The sequence below is a fragment of the Mesorhizobium shangrilense genome, from assembly GCF_040537815.1.
In the GTDB taxonomy this organism is placed as follows: Bacteria; Pseudomonadota; Alphaproteobacteria; order Rhizobiales; family Rhizobiaceae; genus Mesorhizobium; species Mesorhizobium shangrilense.
Genome location: NZ_JBEWSZ010000001.1, coordinates 2082997 through 2095539 on the forward strand (window position 1 = coordinate 2082997; position 12543 = coordinate 2095539).

The following is a 12543-nucleotide window of genomic DNA, read 5'->3' on the forward strand; positions in this document are numbered from 1 at the left end:
CTATAGCTTCAATTGAGATGGAGAGCGCAGCTAGAACACCTCAAAAACACCTCATGGCTGGTCGAGTCGACCGATGTCACATCCATTCCTTGTGAAGGACATTGCACTGCAGGCCGGCGTCAGCATCGCCACGGTCGATCGCGTCTTGCATGGGCGCAGCGGCGTGCGTCAGCACACCATCCGCCGCATCGAGCAGGCGATCCGCGAACTGGAAACGCAACGCTCCCAGATCGGCTTGTCAGGACGCAAGTTCATTCTCGATCTGGTGATGGAGGCCCCTACGCGCTTTACCGAAGCGGTGCGCATGGCGCTGGAAGCCGAGATGCCGAGCCTCCGCCCGGTCGTGTTCCGGTCGCGCTATCACCTAGCCGAGGTACGTACGACGGCGAACACTGTCTCGCTGCTTGAGGAAATCGCGCGTCGCGGCAGCAATGGCCTGCTCCTGAAGGCGCCGGATGTACCCGAGATTGCCACCGCGGTGGACCGGGTCTTTCAATCGGGAATACCAGTGGTGACGCTGGTGACAGACCTGCCGAACAGCCGGCGGCTGGCCTACGTCGGCGTCGACAACCGTGCGGCCGGCGAAACGGCCGCCTATCTGATCGGCGAGTGGCTTGGCCAAAGACGCGCCGATGTCCTGGTTACCTTGAGCAGCAACCGGTTCCGGGGCGAGGAAGAGCGTGAAATCGGTTTTCGCCGGGCGTTACGCGAACATTTTCCCAATCTCGGCATCGTCGACATCAGTGAAGGACACGGCATCGATCGCGCAACGGGCGAACTGGTGAGCGCTGCCCTGACAGATCACCCCGAGATCGCGGCCGTTTATTCCATCGGCGGCGGCAATACCTCCATCGTGCAGGCATTCGCCGAATTGAAGCGGCCCTGCCGCGTGTTCATCGGCCACGATCTCGATGTCGACAATCTCGAATTACTGCGAAGCCGGCGCATCTCGGCCGTCCTGCATCACGATCTCAGGCACGACATGCGCACAGCCTGCATCCACATCATGCGGGCTCAGGGCGCGTTGCCCAAGTCGATCATGCCCGGCGCGTCCAACATCCAGCTCATCACCCCGTTCAATATACCGGCCTGAGCGGCCGGTTTCCGGCTGTCAGATCCTCAATCCAAACCTGATGCCGTCATAGATGGCGGCGTGGATGTTACGCGAGGCAACCGCGTCGCCGATGCGGAACAGCACGAAACCGCCTTCGGCATTGCGCCTCGGAAAGATGTCGCCGCCATGGACCAGCCGTTCGTAGTCGACCGCACCGCCATTCTTCGACAGCGGCTTTAGCGCCAGATAGAGGTCGTCGAGCGGCGCCGTGCCGTGCTCGACCACCACCTGATCGACCCTGCGCTCGCCACGCCAGCCGTCGGCGAAGTCCGAAGCCAGCTCGGCAACCAACTGATTGCCTTCGCGCCGCACCGAACGCAGCCTTGTATTGATGGTGACGGTGACGCCCTTTTCCTGGAACGCCCGCATATAGGGTACATGGTTCATGCCGCCCATTTCCGGAGCGAAGAACCGCTCGGGCGAGACGAGTTCAAGTTTCGAGCCGCTGTTGGCGATCAGTTCCGCCGCGCCCATGCCCTGATGGCCGCCATTGTCGTCATAGAGCAGAACGTTTTCGGCTGGCTTGACGCTGCCGGCCATGATGTCCCAGCTTGAGGTGACAAGGTTGTCACCGGCCGTCAGCGGTGGGTTCTGTGGGAGGCCGCCAGTGGCGACCACCACGACGTCCGGCGACAGCGCCAGGACATCGTCCTTCTCGGCCCAGGTGTCGTAGCGGATCTCGACGCCCAGCCGTTCGAGTTCGGCCAGCCGCCAGTCGATGATCCCTATCAGTTCCTTGCGCCGCGGATTCTGCGTCGCCAGCCGCACCTGGCCGCCTGCCTGGCTCGAGGCTTCCAGCACTGTCACCTGATGCCCGCGCTCGGCCGCGACGCGCGCGGCCTCCAGCCCACCGGCACCGGCGCCAACGACGATCACCTTCCGCTTCGGCCCCTCTGTCTTCGTGATGATGTGCGGAATATCGGCCTCGCGTCCGGTGGCTGCGTTGTGGACGCAAAGCGCCTCACCACCCTCATAGATGCGATCGAGGCAGTAGGTGGCGCCGACGCAGGGACGGATTTCATGCTCGCGGCCTTCCATCACCTTCTTGATGATGTGCGGATCGGCGATGTGGGCGCGCGTCATGCCGACCATGTCGAGCTTGCCGGTGGCGATGGCGTGGCGTGCGGTGGCGACATCGGAAATCCGGGCCGCATGAAAAGTCGGGAATTTAGTCGCCGCCCTCACCTCGCCGGCGAAATCGAGATGCGGCGACGAGCGCATGCCGGTGACCGGAATGACCTTGGTCAGTGCGGCGTCGCTCTCGATCGAGCCGCGGATGATGTTGAGGAAATCGACCTTGCCGGAGTTGGCCAGCCGCCTGGCGATCTCGACGCCTTCCTCCTTTGGCAGGCCCTTCTCGAAATCCTCATCGGCGACCATCCGGATGCCGACGACGAATTTCTCGCCAACCGCGGCGCGCACGGCATCCAGAACCATGTTGGTGAAGCGCAGGCGGTTGTCGAGCGAGCCACCGAACTCGTCGTCGCGATGGTTGGTGGCAGGCGACCAGAAGCCGTCGATCAGATGGCCATAGGCCTCGAACTCGATGCCGTCGAGGCCGGCGGCCTGGCAGCGCTGGGCGGCTGAGGCGTAGTCGGCGATGATGCGCTCGATATCCCAGTCCTCGATGGTCTTCGGGAAGGCGCGATGAGCCGGCTCGCGCACCGGCGAGGCTGACAGCACCGGCAGCCAGTCGGCCTTGTTCCAGCCCGTGCGGCGGCCGAGATGGGTGATCTGGATCATCACCTTGCAGTCATGCTCGTGGCAGGCGTCGGCCAGTTCAGCGAGCCACGGCACGATGCGATCGTCATAGACATGCAGATTGCCGAAAGCGGCTGGGCTGTCGCGCGAGACGATGGCCGAACCCGCTGTCATGGTCAGCGCCATGCCGCCTTTGGCCTTCTCGGCATGGTAGAGCCGATAGCGCTGTTTCGGCATGCCATCTTCGGAATAGGCCGGCTCATGGCTGGTCGACATGACCCGGTTCTTCAGCGTCAGGTGCTTGAGCTGATAGGGCTGGAGAAGCGGATCGTTGCTGGTCATCGTGTTCCTGCTGTTTCAAATTATGCTAATGAACGGCGAAAATCCAACGAGGCCACCGCCCATGACCGTGACAGAAAACCTTACCCAGCTCGGCACTCACGTCGAGACGCCACAGAGCCCTGATCGGGCGGTCCTGGAAACCGTACCGTTTGCGCGCGGCGACGGCCCGCCGGCTATCGTGCGCTTCACCTGCCCGGAATTCACCTCGCTCTGCCCGGTCACCGGCCAGCCGGATTTTGCCCATATCGTCATCGACTACGCGCCGGACACGGCTCTGGTGGAGTCGAAATCGCTCAAGCTGTTCATGACCTCGTTTCGCAATCACGGCGCCTTCCACGAGGAATGCACCGTGATGATCGGCCGGCGCATTGTGGCAGCGACCAAGCCCTTGTGGTTGCGCATTGGCGGCTATTGGTATCCGCGCGGCGGCATCCCGATCGACGTGTTCTGGCAGACCGGCGCCCCGCCGGAAGGTGCCTGGCTTCCGGACACTGGCGTCGCACCCTATCGCGGTCGTGGCTAGTCGCACGCTTCATTCACACTGGTACTGGCTGAGCGCCCATTCGCCTGTCACCGACAAGAGATCCGATATCTTCCAGGCGCCATCGACCTTCTTGAGCTTCCACTCCAGGCGATGCGGATTGCCGGCCACGACGAAGGCGACGATCACCTTGGCTGCGTCGCCATCGACGGATTCGAGCGTCTTGAAACTCTTGTCGATCGCGTCCTTGTCGTAGTCGGCATTGTCCAGCGCCATGTTGGGGTCGAGGCACTCGCCCTGCCCCGATTTCCGCAGCGCATCGCTCTTGTCGAGCACCGTCTTGGCCGGGTCGACGAAATGGCTGCGCTGCGCCGGATCAATCTCGAGCCCGAGGTGCTCGTAGAATGGTTTCACCACGGCTGTCGGCGAGCCCGGCAATATGGGTGCCGACGGCGTGTTTTCCGCCGGGGCCGACTGGGCGGGCGGACTTGCCGCAGGCTGGTTTGCCGCCGGCGCGCCCAGCAGCCCCTCCGCCGAGGCGCTGCCGCTCAGCCCCGCCATGGCAAGACAAACCATCCAAACCCGCGGACAGAAACCGACCATGGCATCACTCCGGGCTCTGCCCGGCGACGCACTCGAGCTTGCTGAGCGTCCAGTCGCTTGTCTTCGAGGCGATGTCGGCGATCTTCCACTTGCCGTCGATCTTCTTCAGCGTCCAATGCATCTCGCGCCCGGTATCGTCCCCTTCCGGAAAGAGGTCGAAGCTCGCCGTCACCTCGGCGCTGTCACCGTCAACCTTCTCCGATAGTTTCAAGGTCTTGGACAGAGTCTTCTGGTCGAAATCCTGCGCATCCAGACCGGGATCGAAATCGATGCAGGCGACCTGGTCCGGGTCCTTCTTCGCCGCCTGATCGTTCAGATCGAACAACTTCGTCACCGGTTCGGTGAAGCGATCCCGGTATTGAGCGTCGGCCTCGAACTTGACCTCCGGCACGTAGAAGAACTTCACCGCGTCGGAGGCAGGTCCGGCAAGGGCCGCGACAGGCGCGGCAATCGAAAGAATGGCAACAACAAGCGGCAGTTTCATGCATTTCCCCAGATGCTGGACGATTGACGTCAATCAGTACCACGCATCTTGCATATCGGCTTTTTTGCGGCTCATGAAGGCCTGCCGCGCCCTGTTTCAGCCGTCCAGCCAGACGTTCTGGAGATCCATCTCGAAGGTCTGGTGGACACCGTAGTTCTTCACCTTCTTGTTCATATGACTGTAGAGCTTCTGCCAGTACGGCTGGATGATGACACCGGAATCCTGCAGGATCTGCTCGACGTCCTTCATGACCTCACGCCGCTTGGCCACGTCGATGAGCGACAGCGCCTGCTTGAGCTTGGCGTCGAAATCGGGATTCGAATAGGCCGATTCATTCCAGGCCTCACCGGTGCGGTAGCCGAGCGCCAGCACCTGAACGCCGAGCGGGCGCATGTACCAGATCGTCATCGAATAGGGATATTTCGTCCAGTCGTTCCAGAAGGTCGAACCCGGCAGCACCGTGCGCTTCACCTTGATCCCGGCATCGCGCAGCTGACCGGCGATCGCGTCACCGGTGTTCTTCTGCCAATCATCCTCGATGGTGATCAGTTCGTGCTCGAAGTCGGCCTGCCCTGCATCCGCCATCAGCTTCTTGGCCCCAGCCGCATCGCGCGTCTTCTTCGGCAGCGGGTAGTATTCCGGATGGATAGGGCTGACATGGTGGTTTTCGCCGACGGTGCCTCGCCCGTTATAGCCAAGTTCGAGCACCACACTGTTGTCCACCGCCATCTGCAGGGCGTTGCGGACGCGTTTGTCGTCATAGGGCTTGTGGGTGATGTTGGTACGGGCAACGAGCGTCGTCGCTGTCGCGACCTCCGACTTCTGCAAGCCCATCTTGTCGAGAATGTCGATGAAGTCCGCGGGAGTCTCGAAATTGACGTCGATCTCGCCGGAGTCGAATGCATTCACCGAGGCGTTGAAGTCGGTTCCGTAATCGATGAACTCGACGCCATCGAGAGGCGCTTCGCCGCCCCACCACTTGCCGTGTTCACGACGCTTGACGACCGCTTTCTGGCCGACCGAATAGGAAACCAGTTCGAAGGGGCCGGTGCCGATCGGCTTGGCGACCGGGTCGGCACCGTCGGCGTCGAATTTGCGGTGAACCACCAGCGCGGGATAATCGGTGAAATTCGGGATCAGCGAGATGTCGGGCTCGCTCAGCTTCAGCTTGACCGTGCTGTCGTCCACCTTGGTGATCGCGCCGTCCCTCGCCTTGCCGGTCTTGGCGTCGATCAGGGCGCCCACGCGTGCGGCCATGGAATTGCCGGCGACATTCTTTTCGCACCAGCGCGTCAGATTGTAAGCGACATCATCGGCGTTGAAAGCATCGCCATTGTTCCAGGTGATGCCCTTGCGCACATGCAGCGTGTATTCGGTGGCGTCGTCATTGACCTCCCAGCTTTCCAGCAGCACCGGCTCGAAGGTGAATTGCCGGGTATAGCGCACAAGCGGCTCCAGCCAGCTGCGTGAGATGTTAGCAAGCTCCACCCAGTCATAGGTGCGCGGGTCCTTCTGCGCCTTCACCGACATCGAGACGTGCAGCGTTCCGCCCTTCTTCGGCTCTTCGGCCAAGGCCTGGTCCGGCACGGCAAGGCCGATCATGCCGTAGGCCAGAGCCGTCGACGCGCCAAAGGCGCTTGCCAGGGCCAGGAACTCGCGCCGGTCCATGCGGCCTGCGCGCGCTTCTTGCGCCATCGCTTCGATGGCGTTCGGCACGCGGTCTCCGTCACTTCTGAAGAGTGTCATTGGTTTCCTCCACTGTTCCCATTTTTCGGTGCGGGACGTTGATCGCCCTTCTCGGATGTTCAGTACCAGGCATCCGCCATCTCGAGCTTCTTACGGCCCATGAAATCCTGCAGCGCCTCGTCTATCCCTTGATCGAGCGGCGGCGCCTGGTATTCGGCCAGCGCCTTCTTCCAGCGCCGATTGGCGCGGATGGCGGCATCTTCCGATCCGGCCGCTTCCCACTTCTCGTAAGGTTCGTTGTCGGCGATCTCGGAATCCCAGAACGCCGTCTCGTAATTGGCCAAAGTATGCGCCGAGCCGAAGAAGTGGCTGCCCGGTCCGACTTCGCGGAAGGCATCGAGCGCCAACTGGTTGTCGTCGATCTTGACCCCGTCGAGATAGGTGTGCAGCGCGCCGCAGAAATCCGCGTCCATGACGAATTTCTCGTAGGACATGGACAGCAGCCCATCGAGGAAGCCGGCCGAATGCAGGATGAAATTGGCGCCGCAATGCACCGCCGCCAGCATCGACATGGTACCTTCGTTCATGGCGTGCGCATCAGGCAGTTTCGAGGTGGTGAAATTGCCGGAACAGCGCAGCGGCAGGTTGAGCCGCCGTGCCAGCTGGCCGATGACCATCGAACCGATCGCCGGTTCTGGCGTGCCGAAGGTCGGTGACCCTGAACGCAGTGACATCGAGGATAGAAAATTGCCGAAGATGACCGGCGCGCCCGGCCGTTCCAGCTGGGTCAGCGCGCAGCCGGCCATGGTTTCGGCCAGCGACTGTGCGATGGCACCGGCATTGGTCACCGGCCCCATGGCTCCGCCGAGGATGAAGGGCACGATGACAGCCGCCTGGTTGGCGCGGGCATAGGCGCGCAACGCCGTGGTCATCGTCGCGTCCCAGACCAGCGGCGAGTTGACGTTGACATTGCCAAGGATGACGCAATTCCTATCGACGAAATCGCGGCCAAAGACGATGCGCGCCATGTCGATCGAATCTTCCGCACGGCTCTCGGCCGTGACCGAGCCCATGAAGCCGCGATCCGAGTATTTGATGTGGCTGTAGACCATGTCGAGATGGCGTTTGTTGACCGGCACATCGACCGGCTCGCAGATGGTGCCGCCGGAATGGTGCAGCCAGGGCGACGACTGCGCCAGCTTCACGAAGTTGCGGAAGTCCTCGATCGTGCCGTAGCGGCGGCCCTTGTCGATATCCATGACGAAGGGCGAGCCGTAGGCCGGCGAAAAGACGACACTTTTGCCGCCGATCTCGACCGAATTAGCGGGATTGCGCGCATGTTGGGTGAAGGTGGCGGGCGCGGTCTTGAGGATTTCACGCAGCATGCCAGGTTCGAATTTCACCAGCACGCCGTCGATATCAGCCCCTGCCCGTTTCCAGTGCGCCAGCGCCGTGGGGTCGTCGCGGAACTCTATGCCGATCTCGGCCAGTATCTGGTCGGCTGTCGCCTCGATACGAAGCAGATTCTCTTCCAACAGGATGTCATAGGTCGGGATGTTTCTGACAATATAGGGCCGGCTGAGCCCTTCCGAGCCATGCGAGCGCAGTTCGCGCCGGGCGATGCGGCCACCGCCGCGTTCACGGCGCTTGGCGGGTTCGATCGTGACATCTGCGGCCGGTGCGTTCATGGGACCTCAATCTTGCTCTTGTGACCAATCTAGCCAGACGAATTTCCGCTGTGATGCTGGAAAATCCTGATCTCTTGTATAAGCTGAGCTTATGCGAAGCCTGCGCCACCTCCTGCCCTCGGCCGGCAGCCTGATCGTCTTCGAAGCCGCCGGGCGGCTGTCGAGTTTCACCGCCGCCGGGCGCGAGCTCGGCATGACACAGGCTGCTGTCTCCTATGCGGTGCGCGGGCTGGAGGAACAGCTCGGCGCCAAGCTGTTCCAGCGCCGCCACCGCCAGGTCACCCTGACCGAGGCCGGCGAGCGCTTCCACGCCGACGTGTCACTCGGGCTCTCCCACATCCGCAAATCGGCCGAGGATCTGCGCCTGCAAGCAACCGGCGGCCATGTGACGCTGGCCGCATCGACGGCTTTCGGCTCCTTCTGGATGATGCCGCGCCTGCAGCAGTTCCGCGACGAACTGCCTGGCATCGATCTGCGCATCCAGACCGCCGACCGCGACCTCGATATCATCGCCGAAGGCATCCCGCTCGCCGTGCGCGGCGGCGAGCCACGCGACTGGGCGGACTATCATTCTCTGCCGCTGGCCGACGAGGAAATCTTCCCGGTCGCCAGCACCAGCTATCTGGCGAAGTTCGGCATGCCGAGGACCGTCGAGGAACTGGCCACGCATCGTCTGATCCATCTTGAAGAGCCCTACCGCGAGGCGGCGAGCTGGGACGAATGGTTCCAGTCGGCCGGCGGCAGTCTCGACAATACCGCGCGCGGCCTGCGCATCAACGACTATGGCCTGGTGATTCAGGGCGTCATGGAGGGGCAAGGCATTGCTTTGGGCTGGCGGCACCTCGCCGAGCGGCTGCTGTCGTCCGGGCTGCTGGTGCCGGTGACCGATCACGTGCTCAAGACCGGCAAGGCGTTCTATGTCGTCTGGCCGAAGAACCGGGAACTCAGCGACAATGCCCGCAAGGTCCGGGATTGGCTGGTGGCGCAGGCGTAGACACGTCAACGCAATCCGGCGCGTGACCGGATCGCGTTCGCGTGCTGAGGAAGATCAGACTGAACCGTCGTTCTTGAGGCCGAGCACGTCGATCTTGTCGATGGTCGGCGGACCAACGAACAGAGTTTCGGCATTGGCCATCAACGCCTTGGCGATCTCGCCCGTGAGATGCGCCTGCCGGCCCGTCTCGTCGTGAAAGGCATCGAATACACCAAAAATGCTCGGGCTTAGCTGAAGCGCGAACCAGATCGGCGTCTTTGCCTCCTGGTTGGCCAGTTGCAGCCCGGTCCTGAGGAACGCAGCGACATCCTTTTCTTTGCCGGGCTTGGCTTCGAAACGCGCGAACAATGCGAGCGTGATCATTTATCTTCTCCTCTTTTGCGCGGCCAAGGCGACCGTCAAAAACGACAATCGCAGCATCGAACCGGAAAGCGTATTGGCAAAAATGACATCTTTGATATCATTGTTGCCATGAACATTTCCGTCCTTGCGCTTGATGGCGTCTTCGACACCGGATTGGCCACGATGCTCGACGTGTTCGGCACCGCCAACGAACTGGCTGGGATGCTGGCATCCCCGACCAGCCGTTTCGCTACGACCATTGTCGCGGTGAGCGACGCAGTCCACACCGCGCAAGGTCTCCAGGTGCCGGTCGTCTCGATGGGCAGCGAGCCGGACCCCGATTGGCTGGTGATCCCGGCGATCGGCCAGAAGATGCCTGGCCCGCTTGCCAACGCGCTGAAGCGGAGCGACGTCGCCAAGGCGACCAAGGCATTGCGCGCCGCCGCCGATACCGGCACGCGCATCGGGGCTGCCTGTATCGGCACTTTCATCCTGGCTGAAACCGGCCTTCTCAACCGGCGGCCCTCAACCACGACCTGGTGGCTGGCACCGATGTTCCGGCAACTTTACCCGCAAGTGCGGCTCGACGCCTCGCGCATGCTGATCACTGACGGGCAGTTCGCAACCGCCGGAGCAGCGCTCGGCCATATCGATCTCGCTCTGATGGTCATCCGCCAGACAAGCCCGGAGCTCGCGGCGCTGACCGCGAAATATCTGATCGTCGACAGCCGGCCGCTGCAGTCGGCCTATGCGATCTCGGACCACCTCGCCCATTCGAACCCGCTGGTTGAGCGTTTCGAACGTTGGGCGCGCGACCATCTTTCCACCGGCTTCAACCTCGACGAGGCAGCCGCCGCACTTGGCGCCAGTAAGCGGACGCTGTCGCGGCGTGTCAACGACGTTCTTGGCAAGACGCCGCTGTCTTATTTTCAGGATCTGCGCGTCGAGCAGGCCGTGCATTTGTTGAAAACCACGTCCAATAGCGTCGATGAGATCGCCGCGAAGGTCGGCTATGGCGACGGGGTGACGCTGCGCAATCTATTGCGCCGGCGGCTACGCAAGGGCGTACGCGAAATTCGCGCCGCGAGTTGATCCACCGTCAGTGCAAATCTGCCTCTCCCGCAAGGCATACGAATCCGCCTATAGTGTTTCCATGCCCATTCGCCAGCTTTCCGAAACGATGATCAACCAGATCGCCGCCGGCGAAGTCATCGAGCGTCCGGCCAGCGTGGTCAAAGAACTGGTGGAGAACGCGCTCGACGCCGGCGCTTCACGCGTCGAGGTGGTCACAGCCGGCGGCGGGCTGAACCTGATCCGCGTCACCGACGATGGATCGGGCATCCCCGAACAGGAGCTCGCACTGGCGATCGCGCGTCACTGCACGTCGAAGCTTGCCGAAAACATTCACGATATCCGCTCGCTCGGCTTTCGCGGCGAGGCACTGCCCTCGATCGGCTCAGTGTCGCGGCTGTCGATCCGCTCGCGCACGGCTTCGGGTGACAGCGCCGCCGAAATCGGCATCGAGGGCGGCCGCGTCTCCGCCGTCAGGCCCGCGGCGGCCAACCGCGGCACCACGGTAGAGGTGCGCGACCTGTTCTTCGCCACGCCTGCCCGGCTCAAGTTCATGAAGGGCGAACGCGCCGAAAGCTCGGCCACCAGCGATGTGGTCAAGCGCATCGCCATCGCCTTCCCTGCCGTGCGCTTCACGCTGGCTGGCTCCGACCGGTCGACGCTGGAATTGCCGGCGACCGACGACAGCGCCGAAGGCAGCCTGCGCCGCGTCGCGCAGGTGATGGGCGCCGACTTTCCCGACAATTCCATTGCCATCGATGCGATGCGCGAGGGTGTTCGCCTGACCGGCCACGTCTCGATCCCGTCCTTCACCCGCGCCAATGCCTTGCAGCAATATGCCTATGTCAACGGCCGGCCGGTGCGTGACAAGCTGATCGCCGGGGCCATTCGTGGCGCCTTCGCCGACGTGCTGCCGCGCGACCGCCATGCGGTCACCGTGCTGTTCCTGACGCTCGATCCGGCCATCGTCGACGTCAATGTCCACCCGGCCAAGGCCGATGTGCGCTTCCGCGATCCGGGCCTGGTGCGTGGCCTGATCGTCGGCGCCATCCGCCAGGCGCTTGGCGATGCCGGCATCCGCGCCGCCACCACCGGAGCGGCCGGCATGATGGCGGCGTTCCGGCCCGGTGCCGCATCGTACGGCCATGGCGGCCCGGCAAATGGCCACCGCAGCTACGAGGCGGCCTACAGGGCTTCCGGCTCGGCCGGTTTCGACCCGTCCCGTTCATCGCAGCGTCCCCTCGACATGGGATTTGAAGGCGGCCGGTTTGACGATCCAATATCCGGAAGCGGTGGGTTAGGCGAGAATGAGCAAGCAGCCTTCGACTCGGGCTCCCTTCACAGTGCCGACGCACGCGCTGGCCAGGCCGAAACGGCAGAGACACTGCTCGGCATGGTGCTTGGTGCCGCGCGCGCGCAGGTGCATGAGAACTACATCGTCGCCCAGACCAGGGATTCCCTGATTATCGTCGACCAGCACGCGGCGCATGAGCGGCTGGTCTACGAGGCACTGAAGACCGCGCTGCATTCGCGCGCCGTGCCGTCGCAGATGCTGCTGTTGCCCGAGATCATCGACCTGCCGGAAGAGGATGCCGAGCGCCTGGCGATGCATTCGGAGACGCTGGCCCGCTTCGGGCTGGGTATCGAGCGCTTCGGGCCTGGCGCGGTGGCGGTGCGAGAAACACCGTCGATGCTCGGCGAGACCAACGTCCAGCAATTGGTGCGCGACCTCGCGGACGAGATCGCCGACAACGACACGGTCGAGACCTTGAAGGAGCGGCTGGACAAGATCGCGGCAACCATGGCCTGCCACGGCTCGGTGCGCTCCGGGCGCCTGCTCAAGGCCGAGGAGATGAACGCGCTGCTGCGCCAGATGGAAGCGACGCCCGGCTCCGGCACCTGCAATCACGGCCGCCCGACCTATATCGAGCTGAAACTCGCCGATATCGAAAGGCTGTTTGGCAGGCGGTAGTTTCGCAAACGCGAAAAGAGCCGCAACTCGGCGGCTCTTTTGAGTCAGGAAACAACGCCAAGCTT

The 12543-nt window shown here is 63.0% G+C and carries 11 protein-coding genes; 5 read left to right on the plus strand and 6 right to left on the minus strand.

Annotation, left to right across the window (positions count from 1 at the left end; genetic code table 11):
* Positions 1-73: 73 nt before the first annotated feature.
* On the plus strand, positions 74-1093 hold the full coding sequence (locus ABVQ20_RS10570; protein WP_354459438.1) for a LacI family DNA-binding transcriptional regulator: 1020 nt from the start codon (positions 74-76) through the stop codon (positions 1091-1093).
* 18 nt (positions 1094-1111) lie between these two features.
* Here the strand turns inward: ABVQ20_RS10570 and ABVQ20_RS10575 are convergent, their stop codons facing one another.
* Positions 1112-3157 (minus strand): oxidoreductase, encoded by a 2046-nt coding sequence (locus ABVQ20_RS10575; protein ID WP_354459439.1) that lies wholly within the window; start codon positions 3155-3157, stop codon positions 1112-1114.
* Positions 3158-3218: 61 nt separating this feature from the next.
* Here ABVQ20_RS10575 and queF point away from each other — a divergent pair, with 61 nt between their 5' ends.
* The gene (gene queF / locus ABVQ20_RS10580; RefSeq protein WP_354459440.1) at positions 3219-3680 is read left to right on the plus strand and encodes a preQ(1) synthase; all 462 of its coding nucleotides are present in this window, start codon (positions 3219-3221) and stop codon (positions 3678-3680) included.
* A 9-nt stretch (positions 3681-3689) separates the two neighbouring features.
* Here queF and ABVQ20_RS10585 read toward each other — a convergent pair whose 3' ends face one another.
* The 4 genes from ABVQ20_RS10585 to ABVQ20_RS10600 all read right to left on the minus strand — a co-directional run bounded on the left by ABVQ20_RS10585 (position 3690) and on the right by ABVQ20_RS10600 (position 8099).
* Positions 3690-4199, minus strand: coding sequence for a YqhG/Tai3 family protein (locus ABVQ20_RS10585; protein WP_354459441.1), 510 nt, complete (start codon positions 4197-4199; stop codon positions 3690-3692).
* 46 nt (positions 4200-4245) lie between these two features.
* On the minus strand, positions 4246-4725 hold the full coding sequence (locus tag ABVQ20_RS10590; RefSeq protein ID WP_354459442.1) for a DUF3828 domain-containing protein: 480 nt from the start codon (positions 4723-4725) through the stop codon (positions 4246-4248).
* A gap of 96 nt (positions 4726-4821) precedes the next feature.
* Complete coding sequence (locus ABVQ20_RS10595; RefSeq protein ID WP_354459443.1) at positions 4822-6471, minus strand: ABC transporter substrate-binding protein; 1650 nt, start codon at positions 6469-6471, stop codon at positions 4822-4824.
* A gap of 59 nt (positions 6472-6530) precedes the next feature.
* Positions 6531-8099 carry a trimethylamine methyltransferase family protein gene (locus ABVQ20_RS10600; protein WP_354459444.1) on the minus strand — a complete coding sequence of 523 codons (1569 nt, stop codon included), beginning with the start codon at positions 8097-8099 and terminating at the stop codon, positions 6531-6533.
* Positions 8100-8190: 91 nt separating this feature from the next.
* Between ABVQ20_RS10600 and ABVQ20_RS10605 the strand changes: the two genes are divergently transcribed.
* Positions 8191-9093, plus strand: coding sequence for a LysR substrate-binding domain-containing protein (locus ABVQ20_RS10605; RefSeq protein WP_354459445.1), 903 nt, complete (start codon positions 8191-8193; stop codon positions 9091-9093).
* A gap of 54 nt (positions 9094-9147) precedes the next feature.
* Here ABVQ20_RS10605 and ABVQ20_RS10610 read toward each other — a convergent pair whose 3' ends face one another.
* Positions 9148-9456, minus strand: coding sequence for a putative quinol monooxygenase (locus ABVQ20_RS10610; RefSeq protein WP_354459446.1), 309 nt, complete (start codon positions 9454-9456; stop codon positions 9148-9150).
* Between the two features lie 108 nt (positions 9457-9564).
* Between ABVQ20_RS10610 and ABVQ20_RS10615 the strand changes: the two genes are divergently transcribed.
* Together ABVQ20_RS10615 and mutL are read left to right on the plus strand one after the other, a co-directional pair.
* Complete coding sequence (locus tag ABVQ20_RS10615; protein ID WP_354459447.1) at positions 9565-10527, plus strand: GlxA family transcriptional regulator; 963 nt, start codon at positions 9565-9567, stop codon at positions 10525-10527.
* Between the two features lie 61 nt (positions 10528-10588).
* Positions 10589-12478 (plus strand): DNA mismatch repair endonuclease MutL, encoded by a 1890-nt coding sequence (gene mutL, locus ABVQ20_RS10620; RefSeq protein ID WP_354459448.1) that lies wholly within the window; start codon positions 10589-10591, stop codon positions 12476-12478.
* The last annotated feature ends 65 nt before the right edge of the window (positions 12479-12543 follow it).